Below are 21,284 nucleotides of genomic sequence, written 5' to 3'. Positions count from 1 at the left end.
ATGAGCCGGGGCACGACGAGAAGTGGGGGCGGGCCCGCCCCCCCGCCCCCCGCCCGCGGGCCGGCGTGGCAGGGCGGCGCCTCGGCAGCCCCCCCCCGGGGGGGATGCGCCGGGGCCCGCCGCGCCGGGCCCCCCCCCCCCCCCGGCCCCACTTCTCGCGGTGCGGTTGTCAGCCCTTGAGCTGCTGGTACGCCGGCAGGGTCAGGAAGTCGGCGTAGTCCTCGTCGAGGGAGACCTGGAGCAGCAGGTCGTGGGCCTGCTGCCAGTGACCGGCGGCGAAGGCCTCGTCGCCGATCTCCTTGTGGATGTTCTCCAGTTCCTCGGCGGCGACCTCGCGGGCCAGCTCCGGCGTGACCTTCCGGCCGTTCTCGAACTCCACGCCCGCGTTGATCCACTGCCAGATCTGCGAACGGGAGATCTCCGCGGTGGCCGCGTCCTCCATCAGGTTGAAGATCGCGACCGCGCCCAGACCGCGCAGCCAGGCCTCGATGTAACGGATGCCGACCTGGACGGCGTTGACCAGGCCCGCGTACGTCGGCTTGGCGTCGAGGGAGTCGACCGCGATCAGATCGGCCGCCTCGACGTGCACGTCCTCGCGCAGCCGGTCCTTCTGGTTCGGCTTGTCGCCGAGGACCTTGTCGAAGGACTCCAGGCAGATCGGCACCAGGTCGGGGTGGGCCACCCAGGAGCCGTCGAAGCCGTCGCCGGCCTCGCGGTCCTTGTCGGCGCGGACCTTCTCGAAGGCCACCTTGTTGACCTCGGCGTCCCGGCGGGAGGGGATGAAGGCCGCCATGCCGCCGATCGCGTGCGCCCCGCGCTTGTGGCAGGTGCGCACGAGGAGTTCGGTGTAGGCGCGCATGAACGGAGCCGTCATCGTGACCGCGTTGCGGTCCGGCAGGACGAACTTGGCTCCGCCGTCACGGAAGTTCTTGACGATGGAGAACAGGTAGTCCCAGCGGCCCGCGTTCAGCCCGGCGGCGTGGTCGCGCAGTTCGTAGAGGATCTCCTCCATCTCGTACGCGGCCGTGATCGTCTCGATCAGGACGGTGGCGCGCACGGTGCCCTGCGGGATGCCGACGTAGTCCTGGGCGAAGACGAACACGTCGTTCCACAGCCGCGCCTCCAGGTGCGACTCCGTCTTCGGGAGGTAGAAGTACGGGCCCTTGCCGAGGTCGAGCAGACGCTGGGCGTTGTGGAAGAAGTACAGGCCGAAGTCGACGAAGGCGCCGGGCACCTGGGTGCCGTCCGCGTCGACGAGGTGGCGCTCGTCGAGGTGCCAGCCGCGCGGGCGCATGACGACCGTGGCGAGCTCCTCGTTCGGGCGCAGCGCGTAGGACTTGCCGGAGCCGGCGTCCGTGAAGTCGATGTTCCGGGTGTAGGCGTCGATCAGGTTGAGCTGGCCGAGGACCACGTTCTCCCAGGTGGGGGCGGAGGCGTCCTCGAAGTCGGCGAGCCAGACCTTCGCACCCGAGTTGAGCGCGTTGATGGTCATCTTGCGGTCGGTGGGACCGGTGATCTCGACCCGGCGGTCGTTCAGGGCCGCGGGAGCGGGGGCCACCTTCCAGGAGTCGTCCGCGCGGATCGCGGCCGTCTCCGGGAGGAAGTCGAGCGTGGAGGTGCGGGCGATCTCGGCGCGGCGCTGCGCCCGGCGGGTGAGGAGTTCGTCGCGTCGCGGCGTGAACCGCCGGTGCAGCTCGGCCACGAAGGCGAGCGCCGCGTCGGAGAGGACCTCGTCCTGCCGGGGCAGGGGCTCGGCGTCGACGATGGCCAGCGGGGACGGCGCTGGTGCGGACATGAGCTGTCACTTCCTTCGGGGGAGCTTCTTCAGCGAACCACGTTCAGTGCCACCATGCCGTGGCACCGGGTGCCAATGGTTGTGAATGCGGCATATCGCACCCGAGGAGCGGTCGGGTGCTTCTGAACTGTGGATAGTAGTTTCCTCATGGTGGAAGTTCAATCGTGTGTTGACGTCGAGATTCTTCGAGTCGAGGAAAGGTGGCGCTCAGTGCCACCCCGCTCACTCAAGGTGGCCCAGGTCGGCCTCGGTGTCGATGTCGTACGCCCGTGCCACGTCCCCGCACTCGACGAGGGTGATCGATCTCTCGTGCGCCCTCAGATAGGCGCGTGCCCCCCGGTCGCCGGCCGCACTCTCCGCGACGCCGTCCCAGTGGGCCGCCCCGAGCAGCACCGGATGGCCGCGCACCCCGTCGTACGCCGCCGAGACCAGCGAGCCCTCGTCCCGGTACGCGGCGCGCACCCGGGCCACCGCCTCGGCGCTCACCCCGGGCTGGTCCACGAGCAGGACCAGGGCCGCGCGGACCCCCGTACCGGCGAGGGAGTCCAGCCCGGCCCGCAGCGAGGAGCCCATGCCCCGCTCCCAGAACGGGTTCTCCACGAGCACGCAGCCGGCCAGCGCCGCGCGCTGCCGCACCTCGGCCGACCGCGCGCCCAGGACGACGTGGACGCGCTCGCATCCGGCCGCCCGCAGGATCCCGACCGCGTGCTCCACCAGCGGCCGGCCCCGGTGCGCGAGCAGCGCCTTGGGCCGCCCGCCGAGCCGCCGCCCGCCGCCGGCCGCCAGCACCAGTCCCGCGATCTCGTCCTCTGTGCGTGTCATGGGTCCTGCATACCGCGGACCGTCCCCTGTCGAGCCGGTGTGCGGGGGCTGAATTTCGGTCCCCGCGGTGGCGCGCCCCGGTCCTGGTGGCGTTTACTGATCGGCGTCCCCCGGCGCCCGACCCGCTCGACAGGGATGTCCGACGGGACCACGGAGGGGACGGCGCACGACGGCTGCGAGGGGGAGGGGCTGTGTTGCGGAGCTTGGACCAGCGGCCGGCGACCGGCGGCAAAGAGGATCCCAGGGTGACGGAGCTGCGGACCGCCGTGGCCCGGCTGCGCCGCGAGCTCGCCGCGCATCCGGCGGAGTTTTCCGACCGTGCCATCGCCGAGGACGAACTGGCAGCCCTCGCCGCGATGGCCGCCCACGGCACTCCCGAGATCCCGCGGCTGCGCCGCTCCCTGCTGCTGATCGCCGGATCCATCGGCTCGGTCAGCGCCCTGGCGCACGGACTGTCCCAGGTGCGCACCGCGGTCGACCTGTTCGCGGAGCCGCCACGCGGTTGACGGCCCCGTCAGTCCCGGTCGGCGTCCGTGCCCTGAGGCCCGGTGCCCGTGCCGGCAGGCCTGTACGTGCCCGTGCCCGTGCCCGTTACGGTCTCAGACGCCGGATGAGGCCCTGCCCGGTCGCCGCCGCCACCGCCGCGGTACGCGACTCCACACCCAACTTGGCGTAGATGTGCACCAGATGGGACTTCACCGTGGCCTGGCTCAGGAACAGGCGCTTGCTGATCTGAAGGTTGGACAGGCCGTCGCGGACCAGTTCCAGCACCTCCAGCTCGCGGCGGCTGAGCGCGGCCGCGGGCGTGCGCATGCGGTCCATCAGACGGTGGGCGACCGCGGGCGCGAGGGCAGAGCGGCCGGAGGCGGCGGTGCGCACCGCGGCGGCCAGCTCCTGCGGCGGCGCGTCCTTCAGGAGGTAGCCCGCCGCACCGGCCTCCACCGCGGCGAGGATGTCCGCGTCGGTGTCGTACGTGGTCAGCACCAGGACGCGCGGGGCGCCGGGACGGGCGGTGATCGCCGCCGTCGCCTCCGCGCCGTCCGCGCCGCCCGAGCCGAACTGCAGATCCATCAGCACCACGTCCACACCGCCCGCCGCGGCCAGCTCCACGGCGCGCTGCGCCGTCGGCGCCTCCCCGGCGATCTCGAAGTCGGGCTCGGCGGACAGCACCGCCTTCAGGCCCGCACGGACCACGGGATGGTCGTCCGCCAGCAGCAGCCGGATCGTCATGCGCCACCCCCGGAGTCCGGGTACGGCAGCGTGACCGCCACCGCGGTGCCCTGGCCGGGCGCCGACTCCACGGCGAACGTCCCGCCCAGCGCCTCGGCCCGCGCGCGCATCGCGGGCAGCCCGAAACCGCCGTCCGCCGCCCGGCCGGGCCGTGCGGCGGTGTGCTCGGCGCCGGGGTCGAAACCGGCGCCGTCGTCGACGACGTCCAACGCCACCGCCGTGTCCATGAAGCTCAGGGTGATCTCCGCCCGGTGGGCGCGGGCGTGCCGCAGGGTGTTGCCGAGAGCCGACTGGGCGATCCTGAGCAGCGCCACCTCGTAGGGGGTGGGCAGCTCGGCCGGAGTGCCGCTCACCGTGAAGCGGACCTCGGGCGGGGCGGCCACGCCCGAGCCGAGCCGTTCCAGGGCTCCGGCCAGCGAGCCGCGCTCCAGGCCGGGCGGGGTCAGCGCGTGCACGAAACGGCGGGCCTCGGCGAGGTTGTCCTGCGCGGTCGCGCGGGCCTGCTCGATGTGCGCGGCGGCCGGGGAGCCGTCGGGCAGCGCACGCTGGGCGGCACGCAGCAGCAACTGGATGCTGGACAGGCCCTGGGCGAGCGTGTCGTGGATCTCCCGGGCCAGCCGCTCCCGCTCGGCCAGCGTGCCGGCGGTGCGTTCGGCGCCGGCCAGCTCGGCGCGGGTGGCCACCAGCTCCTCGATCAGCTCACGGCGCCGCTCGCTCTCCCGGTACAGGGCCTCGTAGCCGAGGACCGTGGCGACGGCCACCCCCGCGCCGAGCAGCGGGCCGATGAAGGCGCCGGCGGTGAGCCGCTCCCCGTGCCCGAGGAAACCGGCGATGGCCGCGCCCGCGGTCGCCCCGACCGCGGGCAGGCTCCAGCGCACCGGCAGCAGGTGCAGCTGGAGGAAGTACAGCGGGAAGGCCGCCCACAGGGCGTCGGGGGAGAGCGTGAGCAGCACCAGCCAGGCCGCGCAGAGCGCCGCCAGCCACACCGCGGCCGCGCGCTGGGAGCGGTGGGTGGCCGGGCTCAGCACCCCCCAGGCGAACACCGCGCCCGTTCCCAGCGCCGCCGCCACGGTGGCCGGGCCGTGCGCGCGGGCGGCGGCGAGCGCCAGCAGGCCGGCGAACAGCGCGTACAGGCACAGGCGCAGGGTGACGACGACGGGGGAGTGGGGGCGGATGTCCATGACGGGTCCAGGGTAGGCGGGCCGGGCGGGGCGCCGGTCAACCGAAAGTTCGAAAGACGGGTGCGTCCTTCGATCCGAAGCAGCCGTGCCCCGGCGCGATGCCCGGCGGGGGCAGTGCCGCGCAGGGTGGAGGACATGTTCGTCGCATGGAGAGACCTGCGGTTCGCCAAGGGGCGGTTCGCCCTGATGGGGGCCGTGGTCACACTGATCACCCTGCTCGTGGGGCTGCTGTCCGGGCTCACCGCCGGCCTCGCCGAGGAGAACGTCTCGGCGGTGAAGGGCCTGCCCGCCGACCACCTCGCCTTCGCCGCGCCGCCCGGCGGCCGGCCGGTGTCGTTCACCGGTTCCTCGCTGTCGCCGGAGGCCGTCCGGCGGTGGGCGGAGCGCGTCCCGTACGCGGAGCCGGTCGCGATCCGCACGCTCGACGCCGCCGCCGGGAGCCGTACGGCGGCGGTGTCCGTGTTCGCCGTACGCCCGGCGGCCGGCATCGCACCGGACGGCGTGGCGCCCGGGCGGGCCGTGCTCTCCGCCAAGGCGGCGTCCGCACTCGGCGTCGCCGCCGGGGACCGGGTCCGCCTCGGCTCCGCCACCTGGACCGTGGCGGCCGTGGCGGGCGGTGCCTCCTACAGCCACACGCCCGTGGTGTGGACGGCGTGGGACGGCAGTCCGGCGACCGTGATCGCGCTGCGCACACGGGGCACCGACGTCCCGGCCGGGGACCGGACCGCCGGCACGAAGACCCTCGCCAAGGACGACGCGCTGACCGCGATCGGCTCCTACCAGGCCGAGAACGGCTCGCTGCAACTGATGCGCGGCTTCCTGTTCGCCATCTCCGCGCTGGTCGTGGGGGCGTTCTTCACGGTGTGGACGATCCAGCGGTCCCCCGACATCGCCGTACTCAAGGCGCTCGGGGCCTCCACCCGCCACCTGTTGCGCGACGCGCTGGGACAGGCCGCGGTGCTGCTCGCCGCCGGGACGCTGCTCGGCACCGGGCTCGCGGCCCTGACCGGCGCACTGGTACGGGGCGGCGCGATTCCCTTCGTACTCGACCTGCCGACCGTCCTGCTGCCCGCCGCGGTGATGGCCGCCCTGGGCGTGCTGGGCGCCGGCCTCTCCGTCCGGCGGATCACCGCCGTCGACCCGCTGACCGCGCTGGGAGGCGTGCGATGAGCCTGTTCCTCGACGACATCACGCTGACCTACCCAGACGGCGACGGCAGGCTCACCGCGCTGGACCGGGTACGCCTGGGGGTGCCCGCGGGCACGGTCACGGCGGTGGTGGGGCCGTCCGGCTCGGGCAAGTCCAGCCTGCTCGCGGTCGCGGCCACGCTGATCACGCCGGACAGCGGACGCGTGTGCGTGGACGGTACGCCGACCGGGGAGCTGAGCGCCGCGGAGCGGGCGGTCCTGCGCCGCCGCGGCATCGGGATCGTCTTCCAGCAGCCCAACCTGCTGCCGTCGCTGACGGCGGCGGAGCAGCTCGAGGTGATGGCCCGCCTGGACGGCCGCCGGGCGGCGGCGGGCCGGGTCCGCGAACTCCTGGCCGCCGTGGGCCTCGGCGACCAGGCGCACCGGCGCCCGCACCAGCTCTCCGGCGGTCAGCGCCAGCGCGTCAACATCGCCCGTGCGCTGATGAACGACCCCTCCGTCCTCCTGGTCGACGAGCCCACCAGCGCCCTCGACCACGAACGCGGCGCGGCCGTCCTCGACCTGCTGACCCGCCTCACCCGCGCCCGCGGCACGGCGACCGTCCTCGTCACCCACGACCGCACCCACCTGGGCGCGGCGGACGCGGTACGGGAGATGAGAGACGGACGGCTGACCCCACCGGCCACTGACCGCCTAGTGCTGTGACCGGAAAGGTTTGCCGGGAAGCTCGCGGCGTCCGGTGCTGGGGGTACCTCCCGCGCCGTTCAGGCTGTGGGGGAGCATCGCAAGGCGGAGCGTCGCCCGCGTACTGGATGTACTCGGGTGATGCGACAACGCGGCGTGGGGGTACCCCCGGCCGAAGGCTGGGGGAGTGCCGTGCCGGGCGTCGCGAGCCGGTGAACCTTTCCGGTCGCAGCACTAGGTGACTCGGGACACCGGCCGGGCGAACGAGGAGGGCCCTGAGCCCGGTGGCCGGCCGATGGGGCGGGGACCTGGGCTGGTGAAGGTGGAGCCGGTTGCCGGGGTGGGGCGGAAACCGGGTTGGCGGGGGTGGAGCCGGTTGGCCGGGGTGGAGCGGGACCTGGGCTGATGGGGGCGGAGCCCGTTGGCCGGGGTGGGGCGTGAGTCGATCCCGGCCGGGGCGGGAGTCGGTCGGCCGAGGCCCGGCCTCGGGCCGCCCCCGGCCGGCGGCCCGTCACCGTGTGCGCGTCCCGGCCCGTGTGTGCGTTCCGGCCCGCGGGCGGCCGCGACCGCCGGCGGGCCGGATCGGCCGGCCGGCAGTCGGCGGGCGGGGGATCAGGCCGCCGGGCCCGAGCTGGCGAGGGCCTTGGACAGTTCTCGCGCCACCTGCTGAAGGACCGGGACGATCCGTTCCGTCGCCGTGTCCGTGACCCGGCCCGCAGGGCCGGAGATGGAGATCGCCGCGGCGGTGGGGCTGTCGGGGACGGTGACCGCGAGGCAGCGGACCCCGATCTCCTGCTCGTTGTCGTCGACCGCGTAGCCGAGCCGGCGGACGTCCTTCAGGGCCGCCAGGAAGCCGTCCGGGGTGGTTATGGTCTTGTCCGTGGCGGCCGGCATGCCGGTGCGGGCCAGCAGCGCACGCACCTCGTTGTCGGACGTGTGCGCCAGCAGGGCCTTGCCGACGCCCGTGGAGTGCGGCAGCACCCTGCGGCCCACCTCGGTGAACATCCGCATGGAGTGCTTGGACGGCACCTGCGCCACGTAGACGATCTCGTCCCCGTCCAGCAGCGCCATGTTCGCGGTCTCGCCCGTCTCCTCCACCAGCCGGGCCAGGTACGGCCGCGCCCATGTGCCGAGCAGCCGCGAGGCGGACTCGCCGAGGCGGATGAGGCGAGGACCGAGCGAGTACCGCCGGTTCGGCTGCTGCCGCACGTAGCCGCAGGCGACCAGGGTCCGCATCAGCCGGTGGATGGTGGGCAGCGGCAGACCGCTCGCGGCGGAGAGCTCGCTCAGACCCACCTCGCCCCCGGCGTCCGCCATCCGCTCGAGCAGATCGAAGGCACGCTCGAGGGACTGGACTCCACCGGTGGCGGCGGGGCCGGCGGAGGCGGAGGACTTGCGCTCGTCTGACGGCGGCACGTCGCATTCCTTTCTGCGGGTGTGGCCGCATGCTACCGGCCTGGTCGGATGCCTACTGAGGTCCGTCGCGAGGTGTTCCTGCCGATCAGCAAGGGTTTGTCCATATCCTTGTCTGCATTACGGTCGGGCTCTTGACGGTGCTCTCGGTGAAAACTACGTTCTGGCCACCGGAAGTTTACTTCCGTTCTGTGGAAAACACCGAACGTTCCCCCACTTTCCCTCCCGGGAGCCCCCTATGCCTCCTGCTGTGGATGACCGATCGTCCGTGGATACCGGCAACACAGGCAATACAGCCAGTTCCGGCCTGTACACGTACGATCTCGCCCCCACGAAGAAAGAAGGGCGCCGCTGGGGCGCCTACAACGTCTTCACGCTCTGGGCCAACGATGTGCACAGCCTCGGAAACTACGCCTTCGCGATCGGTCTGTTCGCGCTCGGCCTGAACGTGTGGGGCATCCTGGCCGCCTTCGCACTCGCCTCCGTCCTGCTGTTCCTGCTGCTCACCCTGTCCGGGTTCATGGGACACAAAACGGGCGTGCCGTTCCCCGTCATGAGCCGCATCGCCTTCGGCATCAAGGGCGCGAAGATACCGGCCGGCGTCCGCGGCGCCGTCGCCATCGCCTGGTTCGGCATCCAGACCTACCTCGCCGCCTCCGTGCTGAGCGCGCTGCTGGTGGCCATGTTCCCCGGCCTGAGCAGCCTCGAGAAGCACTCCGTGCTCGGGCAGAACCTGCTCGGCTGGATCACCTTCATGGCCCTGTGGCTGCTCCAGGTCCTCATCGTGAGCTACGGCATGCAGATGATCCGGCGCTATATGGCCTTCGCCGCGCCCATCACCCTGATCACCATGTCCGCCCTGGCCGCGTGGATGTTCTTCCGGGCGGGCGGATCGATCTCCCTGTCCGACGGCCACCCGCTCTCGGGCGGCGCGATGTGGCTGCACGTCCTGCAGGCCGCCGCGCTGTGGGTGGTGATCTACGGCACCTTCGTGCTGAACTTCTGCGACTTCACCCGGTCGGCCAGGAGCCGCGCCTCGATCGTCCGGGGCAACGTGATCGGCATCCCGGTGAACATGCTCTTCTTCGCCGTCATCGTGGCGGTCCTCTGCGGAGCGCAGTTCAAGCTCGACGGGCAGATCATCACCAGCCCCACGGACATCGTCCGCACCATCCCGAACATGATCCTGCTGGCCGCGGCCTCGCTCGCCCTCATCGCCCTGACCGTCGCGGTGAACCTGCTGGCCAACTTCGTGGCGCCGATCTACGCGCTGGTCAACCTCTTCCCGCAGCGGCTGAACTTCCGCCGCGCCGGCCTGGTGAGCGCGATCGTCGGCCTGGTGATCACGCCGTGGAACCTCTACAACAGCCCGATCGCGGTCGAGTACTTCCTCGGCGGGCTCGGCGCGCTTCTCGGACCGCTGTTCGGCGTGATCATGGCCGACTACTGGCTGCTGCGCAGGGCCCGGGTCAACGTCCCCGACCTCTACACCGAGGACGCGCAGGGCGAGTACCACTACCGCCGCGGCTACAACCCGCGGGCCGTCTGGGCCTTCGTGCCCTCCGCGGCCATCGCCGTCGTCCTCGCCCTGGTGCCCGTCTTCCACGCCGTGGCCGGCTTCTCCTGGTTCGTCGGCGCCATCCTCGGGGCCGTCTTCTACTCGGTCATCGCCGACCGCAACGTCCTGATCCAGGACGTGGACGGCGAGGCCATCGCGGTCGCGGCCGAATAAGCCGCGGATCAGGCGCGGATCAGGCGCGAACCAGCCGCGGATCAGCCGCGAACGAGCCGTCCAGCAGAACCACCCAGAAAGCGAACCATGCGCATCCTCGTCGTGAACGTCAACACCACGCAGTCCATCACCGACTCGATCGGTGAGCAGGCGGCGGGTGCGGCGTCCCCCGGCACCGAGATCGTCCCGCTGACCCCCTCCTTCGGAGCGGAGTCCGTGGAGGGCAACTACGAGAGCTACCTCGCCGCCATCGCCGTGATGGAGGCCGTCCGCGCCTACCCCGAACCCTTCGACGCCGTGATCCAGGCCGGATACGGCGAGCACGGCCGCGAGGGCCTTCAGGAACTGCTCGACGTACCCGTCGTCGACATCACCGAGGCCGCCGCGAGCACCGCCCAGTTCCTCGGCCGCTCCTACTCCGTCGTCACCAGCCTGGACCGCACGGTCCCGCTGATCGAGGAGCGCCTCCACGTCGCCGGGCTGAGCGCCCGGTGCGCCTCCGTGCGCGCCAGCGGCCTCGCCGTGCTCGATCTGGAGCGGGACGAGAAGGCCGCCGTCGCCGCGATCGCCGAACAGGCCGCCCGCGCGGTGGAGGAGGACCGGGCGGAGGTGATCTGCCTCGGCTGCGGGGGCATGTCCGGGCTCACCGAGCGCGTCGCCGAACGCACCGGGGTCCCCGTCGTCGACGGCGTGACCGCCGCCGTGGCGATCGCCGAGTCGCTCGTCCGGCTCGGCCTGTCCACCTCCAAGGTGCGCACATACGCGCCGCCGCGGCCCAAGCGGATGGTCAACTGGCCCCCGAGCGCGCGTTGACGCAGGTCGCGCGAGGCCCGCGCAGGCCGCCGCGACGAGGTCCGCTTCGCCAAGAAGGTCTTGACTCATGAGGTTCGGCCATGAAGACTCCGTCTACAGGAAACTCATTTCCGCTCTCCGGAATTTCGCGGGTGGGCGACAGTGAATAGAGGAACAGCACCAGAGGAGGGGCGTCCGTTGCCCGACGTACAGCTCGTACTGCGCTCCACACGCGTCGTCACCCCCGAGGGCGTGCGCCCCGCGTCCGTCACCGTCGCCGACGGCCGGATCGTGGCCGTACTGCCGCACGACGCCGAGGTTCCGGCCGGAGCGTGGCTGGAGGACATCGGCGACGACGCTCTGCTGCCCGGCCTCGTCGACACCCACGTCCATGTGAACGACCCCGGGCGCAGCGACTGGGAGGGCTTCTGGACGGCCACCCGGGCGGCGGCCGCCGGAGGCATCACCACCCTGGTCGACATGCCCCTCAACTCGCTGCCGCCGACGACCACCGTCGACAACCTGCGCGTCAAACAGGAGGTGGCCCGCAGCAAGGCCCACATCGACGTCGGGTTCTGGGGCGGCGCGCTCCCGGACAACGTCAAGGACCTGCGGCCCCTGCACGACGCGGGCGTCTTCGGCTTCAAGTGCTTCCTGTCCCCGTCCGGGGTCGACGAGTTCCCGGAGCTGAACCACGACCAGCTGACCGCCTCCATGGCGGAGATCGCGGGCTTCGGCGGGCTGCTCATCGTGCACGCGGAGGACCCGCACGAACTCGGGCTCGCACCCCAGCTGAGCGGCCCGAAGTACACCGACTTCCTGCAGACCCGCCCCCAGGTCTCGGAGGACAGCGCCATCGACGGGCTCATCGCCCTGGCCCGCCGGCTCGGCGCACGGGTCCACATCCTGCACCTGTCCTCCTCCGGCGCGCTGCCGCTGATCGCCGCCGCCAAGCGCGAGGGCGTCCGCCTCAGTGTCGAGACCTGCCCGCACTACCTCACCCTCACCGCCGAGGAAGTGCCCGACGGGGCCAGCGAGTTCAAGTGCTGCCCGCCGATCCGCGAGGCCGCCAACCAGGACCTGCTCTGGGCCGCGCTCGCCGACGGCACCATCGACTGCGTCGTCACCGACCACTCGCCGTCCACCGTGGACCTCAAGACGTCCGACTTCGCCACCGCCTGGGGCGGCATATCCTCGCTCCAGCTGAGCCTTTCGGCCATCTGGACGGAGGCGGCCCGGCGCGGCCACGGCATCGAGGACGTGGTCCGGTGGATGTCCGAACGCACCGCGAACCTCGCCGGTCTCGACCGCAAGGGCGCCATCGCGCCCGGCCGGGACGCCGACTTCGCGGTCCTGGCCACCGACGAGACCTTCACCGTCGACCCCGCCGCGCTCCAGCACCGCAACCGCATCACCGCGTACGCGGGCAAGACCCTGCGCGGTGTCGTGAAATCCACCTGGCTGCGCGGCGAGCGCATCTACGGCCCCGCGCTCGACGGCCACTTCACCGAACCCACCGGCCGACTTCTGGAAAGGACGAACTGATCACCGTGACGGCGACCCTGAGCTTCACCGGCGACGCGAACCCCTACGGCGGCGGCGACCCCTACGCCGACTTCCGTACGGCCGACTTCCCCTTCACCAGGCACGCCAACCTGGCCGACCGCCGGCTCGGCGCGGGTGTCGTCGCCGCCAACGACGAGTTCTTCGCCATGCGCGAGAACCTGCTGGTGCCCGAGCGGGCCGAGTTCGACCCCGAGGACTTCGGGCACAAGGGCAAGGTCATGGACGGCTGGGAGACCCGGCGCCGGCGCGGCGTCTCGGCCGAGCACCCCTGGCCCACCGAGGACGACCACGACTGGGCGCTGATCCGGCTCGGCGCGCCCGGCGTCGTCCGCGGCATCGTCGTGGACACCGCCCACTTCCGCGGCAACTACCCGCAGGCCGTCTCCGTCGAGGGCACCTCGGTCGACGGCGCCCCCACGCCCGAGGAACTCCTCGCCGACGACGTCAAGTGGACGACCCTCGTCCCGCGCACCGCGGTCGGCGGCCACGCGGACAACGGTTTCGAGGTGAACGCCGAGCAGCGCTTCACGCACCTGCGTCTCAAGCAGCACCCCGACGGCGGCATCGCGCGCCTGCGGGTGTACGGCGAGGTCGTGCCCGACCCGGCGTGGCTGGCCGCGCTCGGCACCTTCGACGTGGTGGCGCTGGAGAACGGCGGCAGCGTCGTGGACGCCTCCAACCTCTTCTACTCGCCGGCCACCAACACCATCCAGCCGGGCCGTTCCCGCAAGATGGACGACGGCTGGGAGACCCGCCGCCGCCGCGACCAGGGCAACGACTGGATCAGCTACCGCCTCGCCGCGCACACCGAGATCCGCGCCCTGGAGATCGACACCGCCTACCTCAAGGGCAACAGCGCCGGCTGGGCGTCGGTCTCCGTCAAGGACGGGGAGGACGGCGAGTGGACGGAGATCCTGCCGCGCACCCGTCTCCAGCCCGACACCAACCACCGCTTCGTGCTGCCCGCGGCGGCCGTCGGCACGCACGCGCGCGTGGACATCTTCCCGGACGGAGGCATCTCCCGGCTCCGCCTGTTCGGCGCGCTGACCGAGCAGGGCGCGGCCGCCCTGGCGGCCCGCCACCAGGAACTGGGCGGCTGACCCGTCCGTACCCGCGGGGCGGCCGACCGCACGGACCGGCACGCCCCGCCCACCGGGCCGGTTTCGTGAGCATCGACGGCGTCCACCAGGCGCCCGGCGGTCCCCAGGAGGACGACCGCGACGGCTTCACGCAGGGCGGCTGGAGCGTTCCGTACGGCGACGAGGGCTTCGGCCGTTTCATGGCCGAGGTCTTCGACCGCGCCGGCGCCTTCCTCCTCGGCCGCCGCACCTACGACATCTTCGCCGCCTACTGGCCGGACGTGATCGACCCCGCCGACCCGGTCGCCTCCCGCCTCAACGGCCTGCCCAAGTACGTGGCTTCCACGACCCTGGCCGACCCCGCCCGGCAGGGCACCACCGTGCTCTCCGGCGACCTCGCCAAGGAGGTCGCCGCGGTCAAGGAGCGCACCGAGGGCGAACTCCAGGTCCACGGCAGCGGCGCCCTCGTCCGCTCCCTGCCGGCGCTGGACCTCGTCGACACGGTCCACCTGCTGACGTTCCCGGTCGTACTCGGCGCCGGGCGCCGCCTGTTCGAGGAGACCACCGTCCCGACCGCCTTCACGCACACCGGCGGCCGCGTCACCGAGACCGGGTGTCCCAGCCAGTCGTACGACGTCGCGGGCCGCCCCCGGTACGGCTCCTACCTGGATTAACTCCCCGCGAATTCCTCGAACTCGACGGTAAATTCCTCGGACTTGTCATTGACATGCCAGTGTCTACGCGCGTCATGATGAGCGCATGAGATTCCCCCCACGTACCACCCGCATCGGCGCCGCGGGCGCCCTCCTGTCCGCCCTCCTGGTCGGTGGCACCGTCGCCGCCGCCCCGGCCGACGCCGCCGCGACCGCGGTCGGCAGCATCTGCTACAGCGCGCTGCCCTCCCAGGCGCACGACACGCTCCGCCTGATCGACAAGGGCGGTCCCTTCCCGTACTCCCAGGACGGCGCCGTCTTCCAGAACCGCGAGGGCGTCCTGCCCAAGCAGTCGACCGGGTACTACCACGAGTACACGGTCGTCACCCCGGGCTCCCCCGACCGTGGCGCCCGACGCATAGTCACCGGCCAGAAGACCCGGGAGGACTACTACACCGCGGACCACTACGTCACGTTCAAGCTCGTCAACTTCGGCTGCTGAACCACGAGTCCACCGCACGTCCCTCGCCCCGCGGACCCTCCACGCACCCGGCCGCGGGGCGAGCCGCTGCCCGGCCGGGGCTCGGACGGGGCGGGCAGCGGGTGCCGCTTCGGTGCGGCGCGGGTCAGGGCCGCGGAGCGCTCTGCGCCCACAGCGCGGCGGGCAGGGCGGCCCCGCACAGCGCCATGCTCACGGTCGCCACCGCGGTTCCGCCGATGAAGAGGGCCCCCGCCAGGGCGCCCACGACGAGTCCGACGGCGGCCGCCTGGGCGCCCGGCCACCACCAGGGCCTCGCGGAGAGCGCCGCGGCGTCGACCGGGGTGAAGGAGTCCTCCAGGGTGGCACGGACCGCCGTGTACTCGTCGAGGAACACGCGGCGCGGCGCACGGTGCCGCAGGCGCCCCAGGGGCATCAGGCGGGTGCCGTCCGGCAGTTGGGCCACCACGGCGCCGCGCGAGCCCGCCCGGTGATGGGCGCTCACCTCGACCGGGCCGCGCATCTCGTCGAGGGCGGTATGCCACATGATCCGCTGCCAGGCGACCGGCCGGTCACTCACGCCCGCCTCGGTGAGCGCGAGCCACAGGGTCTCCGACAGCGCCTGCGAGGAGACGGGCCGGACACCGCAGTGCACCGTCGCCGTCATCGGACGGCCCGGCCGCCGCGCCGCCCGCCGGAACCGCACGCCACGCCAGGCCCACACCGAGCACAGCGCGGCCGCCGTGACCCCGGCGAGCAGGATGGGGACGAGCAGGTCGTCCTCGTCGGACGTCTCCTCCGGGTCGCCGGGGAAGCCCCGCGGATCCGTCTCGTCCGGGTCGTGGACGACGGGGAAGTGGCGGCCCTTGGTGTAGCGGTCGGTGTCGTAGATGCCGAAGCGCTGCTCGTGTTCACGGCCCGAGCGGTCCTTCCAGCGCACCCGGATGTCCTCGCCCTCTCCGAGGCCGTCCTCGACGATCACGCCGTTGGTGCGGGCCGTGGCGCGCTCGCGGGCCTGGTCGTAGGCGTACGCGTGGAAACCCAGCCAGCCGGCGAGCAGCGCGAAGCCGGTCAGGGTGGCCGTCACGCCCAGCAGGGCGACGCGCAGGGCGGGGCCGGGGCGTCTCATGCTCTCTCCGCCTTCTCGGTCCCGGTCTTCTCCAGCAGGGCGTGGACGGGCGCGGGGTCACCGCCCTCCACGGCCGTGACGAGCACCTCGTACAGGTCGACGACCGTGCCGTCCGGCGCCCTGAGCACGGTGTTCATCCAGCGGTCGGCACAGGACCAGCCGGCCTCGAGCAGCAATGGCGCCAGCGCCGCGCCCATGGCACTGGCCAGGACCTGACCGCCGACCGCCCTGCGCGCGGCGGCCGGCAGCCACCGCAGTTGGGGGTCGATCCGGCGGGCCAGGCGGTACCAGTCGGCATCGGCGAGGGCGTCCAGTGCGACGTGCAGCGCCCCGGTGGGGGAGGGCTGTCCGGTCGCGGCCGCCAGCGCCGCCCCGCCGGGGCCGCCGTCGGCGGGGAGGCGGAACCTGTCGGGGTCGAGTTCGAGGAGGCGTACCGGCTTCAGGTCCTCGGGCCGCAGGGCGCTGCCCCGGACACCGCCGCCCTCCTGGAGGGTCGCACCGGGTCCGTCCGTGCAGGCCAGACGCTGGACGCACCACTCGGCGACCGCCTCGGCGTCCCGCAGCCCGAGCGGAGCCGAGCCGTACGCCGCATAGGTGCCGGTGTGCGGCAGCGCGGCCGTCCGCACGGCCGACGGCGGCTGGGCGGCCATCGCGTAGACGTCCAGGGCCCGGTCCTCGGCGTCCTCGCGGGCGGCCCGGTGCAGCACCGGCGGATCCTGGAGGGCGAGGTCGAACGCCTCGTAGAGGTCCACCGGATACGTGCCGTCCTCGAGCAGGTCCTCCACCCAGTCCTGCGTGATCACGTCGAAAGCCGCCTCGATCACGGCGACCCGCTCCACCGCCTCGCGCACCGCCGTACCGCCCACGATCCGTGCGGCCTCGGTGTCGGCCGCCGACTCGGCCTGCCAGGACCAGGGTTGAGTCGCGCGCAGCAGGGGAGCGGCCAACGGGGCCAGCGGTCGCAGGCGCCCGTCCAGCCGTTCGGCGAGCGCACCGCGTGCCGCCAGCAGGGCACGTGTGCGACGGTCGTCGAAGTGGCGCCGGTGGGCCAGCTCGTGCGCGATCACCGCGGCAAGCTGCGCGGCCGAGAGCGCCCGGACCAGCGGCAGTCCGAGCAGCAGCGCGTAGCCGGGACCGCCCGTCGCCCTCACGCGGCACGTGAGCACCGCCGGCTCCGGGAGGATCCGCACCAGCAGCGGAGCGCCGAAGCCGGTCCGCTCGGCCAAGTCCCGTACCAGTGCCGCCAGTTCCGGCTGGTCGTCCGGCCGTACCGCCCGGCCCGGCAGGACGTCGGGGATCATGACCTCGCGCAGGGCCGGAAGCAACCACAGCACCGGAAGCGCGGCCATCTGCCAGACCCCCGAGGCCACCCCCACGGCCGCGATCAGGAGGGTGGGGGCGAACAGAGGCAGCCAGGCGACGGCGGACATGGCCGCGGTGAACAGCCACACACGGGCCGCCGAGACCTGCGGCCCTCCGGATATGCGACCGTCCATCACACTCCTGTCGCCCGTGAGGTGTCGGCGGATTCTGTCATAGTCCGGTGAGGCGAGTGGACACCTGTACGAGGAGGAGGCGGGGCGATGGGCGCACGGGCACGCCGGGGTCCTCCCACGGGTGCCGAGGCCGAGGTCATGGACCACTACCGGGAGGTGCGCCGCAGGGGCCGGCCGGACCGTGAACTGCGGACCGTGAACGGCGCCAGGATCCGGTCGAAGGCCGAGGCCGGGTGGAGGGGCGCTCGATTCCGCTGGGTGATCGTGGGCGCCGGGGCGCTGTGCTGCGCGGCCGGGTTCGTCATGCTGGCCGTGGCGGCGGCACTGGGATGGGCGCCACGGGCCGTCCTGAGCGGCGTCTACTTCGTCGGGCTGGGGGTGGCCGTCGTGGTCGGCCACCCCCTCTCGGTGATGCGCGCCCGGCGGCGGTGGGCCGCCCGGACGGCCGCGCCGGCGGAACAGGACGCCGGTGACGGAGAGGTACCGGACGGGCCCGGGTCAGGGACGTAGCACCACGCTTCGGAGTCAGGGGCGTAGCACCACGCGTCGGCCGTGGAGTTCGCCCCGCTCGATGCGCTGGTGGATCTCCGCCGTGGCGCTCAGGGGGTGGTACTCCACCGAACGGGGCCGCAGCCCGCCGGAGGCCAGGAGGCCGTTGACGGCGGCCGCCGCCTCGGCCAGTTCCGCGGCGGTGGCGTGGGAGATGGCGAAGCCTCGCAGGGAGCCGCCCTTCATGTAGAGCGGACCGACCGGAAGGGTCGGCTCGTCGCGGGCACCGGACAGGACGACGATGCGGCCGCGGTGGGCGAGGAGTTCGACCGCGGTCCTCAGGTCGTTGTGTCCCGAGGTGTCGACGTGGACGCCGACGCCGGACGGAGCGAGCCGCGTCAGCCGCGCCGCGAGATCGGGGGCGTGGTAGTCCACGGCCTCCGCCGCGCCCAGGGAGCGGACGTGCTCGTGGTCGCGCGGTGCGGCCGTGGCGAGGACCCGCGCGTACGCCCGGTACGCGAACTCCACCAGCGCGCCGCCCACGTTGCCGGCCGCGCCACCGACCAGGACCGTCTCACCGGGGAGCAGCCCGCCGTGTGTGAAGAGAGCCAGATAGGCGGTCGCGGCGGGATGGAACACGGCCACCGCCTCCTCCGGGCGTACGCCCGCCGGCAGCCGGTAGAGGCGGTCGGCGGGCACCACGGCCTGTTCGGCGGCCGCCCCCTGCCGGCCGTCGTGGCCCAGGCTGTTGCACCACACCGTCTCGCCGACGGCGAAACCGGAGCCCGCGGACGCCACCGTGCCCACCAGGTCGCGCCCGATCACGAACGGGAACGGCAGCGGTGTGCGGAACAGCCCCGAGCGGACGAAGGTGTCCACCGGGTTGACCGTGGTGGCCAGCACGTCCACCAGCACCTCGCCCGGTCCCGGCACGGGAGCGGGCAGCTCGCCGAAGCGGATGACGTCGGGTGGCCCCAGCTGGTCGACATAAGCGGCACGCATGATCGTCAATTCTCCCACCGGGCAGGCCGTGCGGCCCGTGCGGCGCCTGCGGGTGGGCGAGTCCGGCGGTGGGCTGGTGCGCCTGGCGTGATTGGTGCGACTGGTGCGCCTGGCGGGTTGGTGAGCTGGTGCGTCGGTTAGTCCGGTGGGCCGGTGGGCCGGTTGGTTGGTGCGGCTGGTGAGCCGGTGTGCGGGCGCCGCGCCCGCCACTTGGCCCGTGCCCGCCGAAGACTCGCCCGTGCCGCCGCGCCCACCGAGTCGGCCGCGCGACCGGTCGGCCGCGCCACCGGTCGTCCGAGAGCCGCTGGTCCTGCGGGAGCCGGCGGTCGGCCGCGCCATCGCTGGGCCGGGAGTTATTGGTTGGCCGTGCGCCGCCGGTCGGGGTGAGCCGCCGGTTGGCCGGGAGCCGCCGGTCGGCCATGCGCCATCACTCGGCCGGGAGCCATCGCTCGGCCGGGAGCCGCTGGTCGGCCGGGAGCTGGTGGTCGGCCGGGAGTCACTGGCTGGCCAGGAGCCATCGCTCGGCCGGGAGCCGATGGTCGACCGTGCGTCGGCGGTCGGCCCGGAAGCCGTCCGGGCCTCCGGACGGCGGTCACTGTGGCTGCGGGACCGTCACCGGTAGACCGCCCGGTCGCCGCCCGGGATCTCCGCCAGGCTCACCGGGCGGTGTTCACGGCGGGAGACCTCGCAGGCCTCGGCGATGCGCAGGGCCTGGAGGGCCTCGCGGCCGTCGCACGGGTTGGGGCGCTCACCGTGCAGCACCTGCACGAACGCGGCCAGTTCGGCTTCGTAGGCGGGGCCGAAGCGTTCCAGGAAGTCGGGCCAGGGCTTGTCCGCGGCCGGTGGGCCGGTCGGCTCGGTGGACGCGATCGGCGTCCGGTCGTCGAGGCCGACCACGATCTGGTCCCGCTCCCCGGCCAGTTCCATGCGGACGTCGTAGCCCGCGCCGTTGAGGCGGGTCGCGGTCGCGGTGGCGAGCGTGCCGTCGTCGAGGGTGAGCAGCGCCGCACCGGTGTCGACGTCGCCCGCCTCGCGGAACATCGCGGGGCCGGCGTCGGATCCGGCCGCGTACACGCTGAGGACCTCGCGGCCCGTCACCCAGCGCAGCACGTCGAAGTCGTGGATCAGGGTGTCCCTGAAAAGCCCGCCGGAGAGCGGAAGCCACTGGGGCGGCGGCGGTGCCTGGTCGGAGGTGAGCGCGCGGACCGTGTGCAGACGGCCGAGGCGCCCGGAGCGCACCGCCTCGCGCGCGCCGGCGTAGCCCGTGTCGAAGCGGCGCTGGAAGCCCATCTGGAGCACCGTGCCGGCGGCTTCGACCTCGGCGAGCGCCTGTAACGTGCCCGGCAGGTCCAGGGCGATCGGTTTCTCGCAGAACACCGGGAGCCCCGACCGCGCCGCCCGGCCGATCAGTTCGGCGTGGGCCGAGGTCGCCGTGGTGATCACGACCGCGTCCACGCCCCAGGTGAAGATCTCGTCCACCCCCGGTGCCGCCGTCTCACCCAGCCGGAAGGCGAGGGCCTGTGCCCGCGCCGGATCGGCGTCCGTGAGGATCAATGAGCCGACCTCGCGGTGGCGGCTGAGTGTGTTCGCGTGGATGGTGCCTATGCGGCCCGTACCGATGACCCCGATGCGCATGGGAACAAAGTGAGGGCGGACCCCGGACCCTGTCAATCCGCATGTCCGGACAATCGAACTTCACGACTTCCCGTCAACCGGCCGCGGAGCTACGCTCGGGCCGTGCCGAAACCAGAAGTGGACCCCACCGTCTCACTCGAACTCCATGTGGACCGGAGTTCCCCGGTACCGCTGTACTTCCAGTTGTCCCAGCAGCTCGAGGCCGCGATCGAACACGGCAGCCTCACCCCCGGCAGCCTGCTGGGCAACGAGATCGAGCTCGCCGCGCGGCTCGGCCTGTCCCGGCCCACCGTCCGCCAGGCCATCCAGTCGCTGGTCGACAAGGGCCTCCTGGTACGCCGCCGCGGTGTCGGCACGCAGGTCGTGCACAGCCGGGTCAAGCGCCCGCTGGAGCTGAGCAGCCTCTACGACGACCTGGAGGCGGCCGGTCAGCGTCCGGCGACGAAGGTCCTGGTCAACACGGTGGTCCCGGCCTCCGCCGAGGTCGCCGCCGCCCTCGGGGTGGCCGAGGGCGAGGAGGTCCACCGCATCGAACGGCTGCGCCTGGCCCACGGCGAGCCGATGGCGTACCTGACCAACTACCTGCCGCCCGGACTGCTCGACCTGGACACCGGTCAGCTGGAGGCCACCGGCCTGTACCGGCTGATGCGCGCCGCCGGGATCACCCTGCACAGCGCCCGCCAGTCCATCGGCGCCCGTGCCGCCTCCTCCGCCGAGGCCGAGCGGCTCACCGAGCCCGAGGGCGCCCCCCTGCTCACCATGCAGCGCACCACCTTCGACGACACCGGCCGCGCGGTGGAGTACGGCACGCACACCTACCGGCCCTCCCGTTACTCCTTCGAGTTCCAGCTCCTCGTACGTCCCTGACCGCGCCCTGCGCCCGCCTGGTGTGCTCCAGGCACCCTCCTCATGTCCGGACAATGTGACCGGTCACCCACTCCCCGCCCGCGGAATCAGTGG

At 73.0% G+C, this 21,284-nt stretch carries 20 protein-coding genes; 11 read left to right on the top strand and 9 right to left on the bottom strand.

What is annotated here, in order from left to right; translation table 11 throughout:
• Nucleotides 1-169 precede the first annotated feature (169 nt).
• Both aceB and ABZ818_RS08215 read right to left on the bottom strand, forming a co-directional pair.
• Complete coding sequence (aceB, locus tag ABZ818_RS08220; protein ID WP_361412205.1) at nt 170-1,795, bottom strand: malate synthase A; 1,626 nt, start codon at nt 1,793-1,795, stop codon at nt 170-172.
• Between the two features lie 222 nt (nt 1,796-2,017).
• Nucleotides 2,018-2,617 (bottom strand): nucleotidyltransferase family protein, encoded by a 600-nt coding sequence (locus tag ABZ818_RS08215; RefSeq protein ID WP_361412203.1) that lies wholly within the window; start codon nt 2,615-2,617, stop codon nt 2,018-2,020.
• Between the two features lie 191 nt (nt 2,618-2,808).
• Here ABZ818_RS08215 and ABZ818_RS08210 point away from each other — a divergent pair, with 191 nt between their 5' ends.
• Nucleotides 2,809-3,123 (top strand): DUF5955 family protein, encoded by a 315-nt coding sequence (locus tag ABZ818_RS08210; RefSeq protein WP_361412201.1) that lies wholly within the window; start codon nt 2,809-2,811, stop codon nt 3,121-3,123.
• An 85-nt stretch (nt 3,124-3,208) separates the two neighbouring features.
• Here ABZ818_RS08210 and ABZ818_RS08205 read toward each other — a convergent pair whose 3' ends face one another.
• Together ABZ818_RS08205 and ABZ818_RS08200 are read right to left on the bottom strand one after the other, a co-directional pair.
• Nucleotides 3,209-3,847, bottom strand: coding sequence for a response regulator transcription factor (locus tag ABZ818_RS08205; protein WP_361412199.1), 639 nt, complete (start codon nt 3,845-3,847; stop codon nt 3,209-3,211).
• A complete protein-coding gene (locus tag ABZ818_RS08200; RefSeq protein WP_361412197.1) occupies nt 3,844-5,028 on the bottom strand; it encodes a sensor histidine kinase in 1,185 nt (394 codons plus the stop codon). Before ABZ818_RS08200 ends, ABZ818_RS08205 begins: the two co-directional genes overlap by 4 nt.
• Before the next feature lie 135 nt (nt 5,029-5,163).
• Between ABZ818_RS08200 and ABZ818_RS08195 the strand changes: the two genes are divergently transcribed.
• The gene (locus tag ABZ818_RS08195; RefSeq protein WP_361412195.1) at nt 5,164-6,198 is read left to right on the top strand and encodes an ABC transporter permease; all 1,035 of its coding nucleotides are present in this window, start codon (nt 5,164-5,166) and stop codon (nt 6,196-6,198) included.
• Nucleotides 6,195-6,881, top strand: a complete 687-nt coding sequence (locus tag ABZ818_RS08190) for an ABC transporter ATP-binding protein (protein ID WP_361412193.1) — start codon at nt 6,195-6,197, stop codon at nt 6,879-6,881. Before ABZ818_RS08195 ends, ABZ818_RS08190 begins: the two co-directional genes overlap by 4 nt.
• A gap of 591 nt (nt 6,882-7,472) precedes the next feature.
• Here the strand turns inward: ABZ818_RS08190 and ABZ818_RS08185 are convergent.
• Complete coding sequence (locus ABZ818_RS08185; protein WP_361412191.1) at nt 7,473-8,276, bottom strand: IclR family transcriptional regulator; 804 nt, start codon at nt 8,274-8,276, stop codon at nt 7,473-7,475.
• Between the two features lie 235 nt (nt 8,277-8,511).
• On the opposite strand from ABZ818_RS08185, the gene ABZ818_RS08180 reads away from it, so the two are divergent.
• The 6 genes from ABZ818_RS08180 to ABZ818_RS08155 all read left to right on the top strand — a co-directional run bounded on the left by ABZ818_RS08180 (nt 8,512) and on the right by ABZ818_RS08155 (nt 14,597).
• The gene (locus ABZ818_RS08180) at nt 8,512-10,005 is read left to right on the top strand and encodes an NCS1 family nucleobase:cation symporter-1 (RefSeq protein WP_361412189.1); all 1,494 of its coding nucleotides are present in this window, start codon (nt 8,512-8,514) and stop codon (nt 10,003-10,005) included.
• Between the two features lie 87 nt (nt 10,006-10,092).
• Complete coding sequence (locus tag ABZ818_RS08175; RefSeq protein WP_361412187.1) at nt 10,093-10,818, top strand: aspartate/glutamate racemase family protein; 726 nt, start codon at nt 10,093-10,095, stop codon at nt 10,816-10,818.
• A gap of 177 nt (nt 10,819-10,995) precedes the next feature.
• Nucleotides 10,996-12,342 (top strand): allantoinase AllB, encoded by a 1,347-nt coding sequence (allB, locus tag ABZ818_RS08170; RefSeq protein WP_361412185.1) that lies wholly within the window; start codon nt 10,996-10,998, stop codon nt 12,340-12,342.
• A gap of 5 nt (nt 12,343-12,347) precedes the next feature.
• A complete protein-coding gene (gene alc, locus ABZ818_RS08165; protein ID WP_361412183.1) occupies nt 12,348-13,463 on the top strand; it encodes an allantoicase in 1,116 nt (371 codons plus the stop codon).
• Nucleotides 13,464-13,528: 65 nt separating this feature from the next.
• Nucleotides 13,529-14,116 carry a dihydrofolate reductase family protein gene (locus ABZ818_RS08160; protein ID WP_361412181.1) on the top strand — a complete coding sequence of 196 codons (588 nt, stop codon included), beginning with the start codon at nt 13,529-13,531 and terminating at the stop codon, nt 14,114-14,116.
• A gap of 85 nt (nt 14,117-14,201) precedes the next feature.
• Entirely contained in the window at nt 14,202-14,597 is a 396-nt protein-coding gene (locus tag ABZ818_RS08155) for a ribonuclease domain-containing protein (protein ID WP_361412179.1), read from the top strand.
• A 124-nt stretch (nt 14,598-14,721) separates the two neighbouring features.
• Here ABZ818_RS08155 and ABZ818_RS08150 read toward each other — a convergent pair whose 3' ends face one another.
• Together ABZ818_RS08150 and ABZ818_RS08145 are read right to left on the bottom strand one after the other, a co-directional pair.
• Nucleotides 14,722-15,702: a hypothetical protein gene (locus ABZ818_RS08150; protein ID WP_361412177.1), complete on the bottom strand. Its 981-nt coding sequence runs from the start codon at nt 15,700-15,702 to the stop codon at nt 14,722-14,724.
• Nucleotides 15,699-17,198, bottom strand: coding sequence for a M48 family metallopeptidase (locus ABZ818_RS08145; protein ID WP_361412175.1), 1,500 nt, complete (start codon nt 17,196-17,198; stop codon nt 15,699-15,701). The genes ABZ818_RS08150 and ABZ818_RS08145 overlap by 4 nt, the downstream gene beginning before the upstream one ends.
• 87 nt (nt 17,199-17,285) lie before the next feature.
• Between ABZ818_RS08145 and ABZ818_RS08140 the strand changes: the two genes are divergently transcribed.
• A complete protein-coding gene (locus ABZ818_RS08140; protein ID WP_361412173.1) occupies nt 17,286-17,708 on the top strand; it encodes a hypothetical protein in 423 nt (140 codons plus the stop codon).
• 15 nt (nt 17,709-17,723) lie between these two features.
• Here ABZ818_RS08140 and ABZ818_RS08135 read toward each other — a convergent pair whose 3' ends face one another.
• Together ABZ818_RS08135 and ABZ818_RS08130 are read right to left on the bottom strand one after the other, a co-directional pair.
• Nucleotides 17,724-18,689, bottom strand: coding sequence for an NADPH:quinone reductase (locus tag ABZ818_RS08135; protein WP_361412171.1), 966 nt, complete (start codon nt 18,687-18,689; stop codon nt 17,724-17,726).
• 612 nt (nt 18,690-19,301) lie between these two features.
• A complete protein-coding gene (locus tag ABZ818_RS08130) occupies nt 19,302-20,324 on the bottom strand; it encodes a Gfo/Idh/MocA family oxidoreductase (RefSeq protein WP_361412170.1) in 1,023 nt (340 codons plus the stop codon).
• Nucleotides 20,325-20,441: 117 nt separating this feature from the next.
• Between ABZ818_RS08130 and ABZ818_RS08125 the strand changes: the two genes are divergently transcribed.
• A complete protein-coding gene (locus tag ABZ818_RS08125; protein WP_361412462.1) occupies nt 20,442-21,191 on the top strand; it encodes a GntR family transcriptional regulator in 750 nt (249 codons plus the stop codon).
• Nucleotides 21,192-21,284 lie beyond the last annotated feature (93 nt).

This window comes from Streptomyces sp. NPDC047453, from assembly GCF_040643155.1.
In the GTDB taxonomy this organism is placed as follows: Bacteria; Actinomycetota; Actinomycetes; order Streptomycetales; family Streptomycetaceae; genus Streptomyces.
Note: the sequence above shows the minus strand (reverse complement) of the source record. Positions and strands in the feature narration are given on the sequence as shown.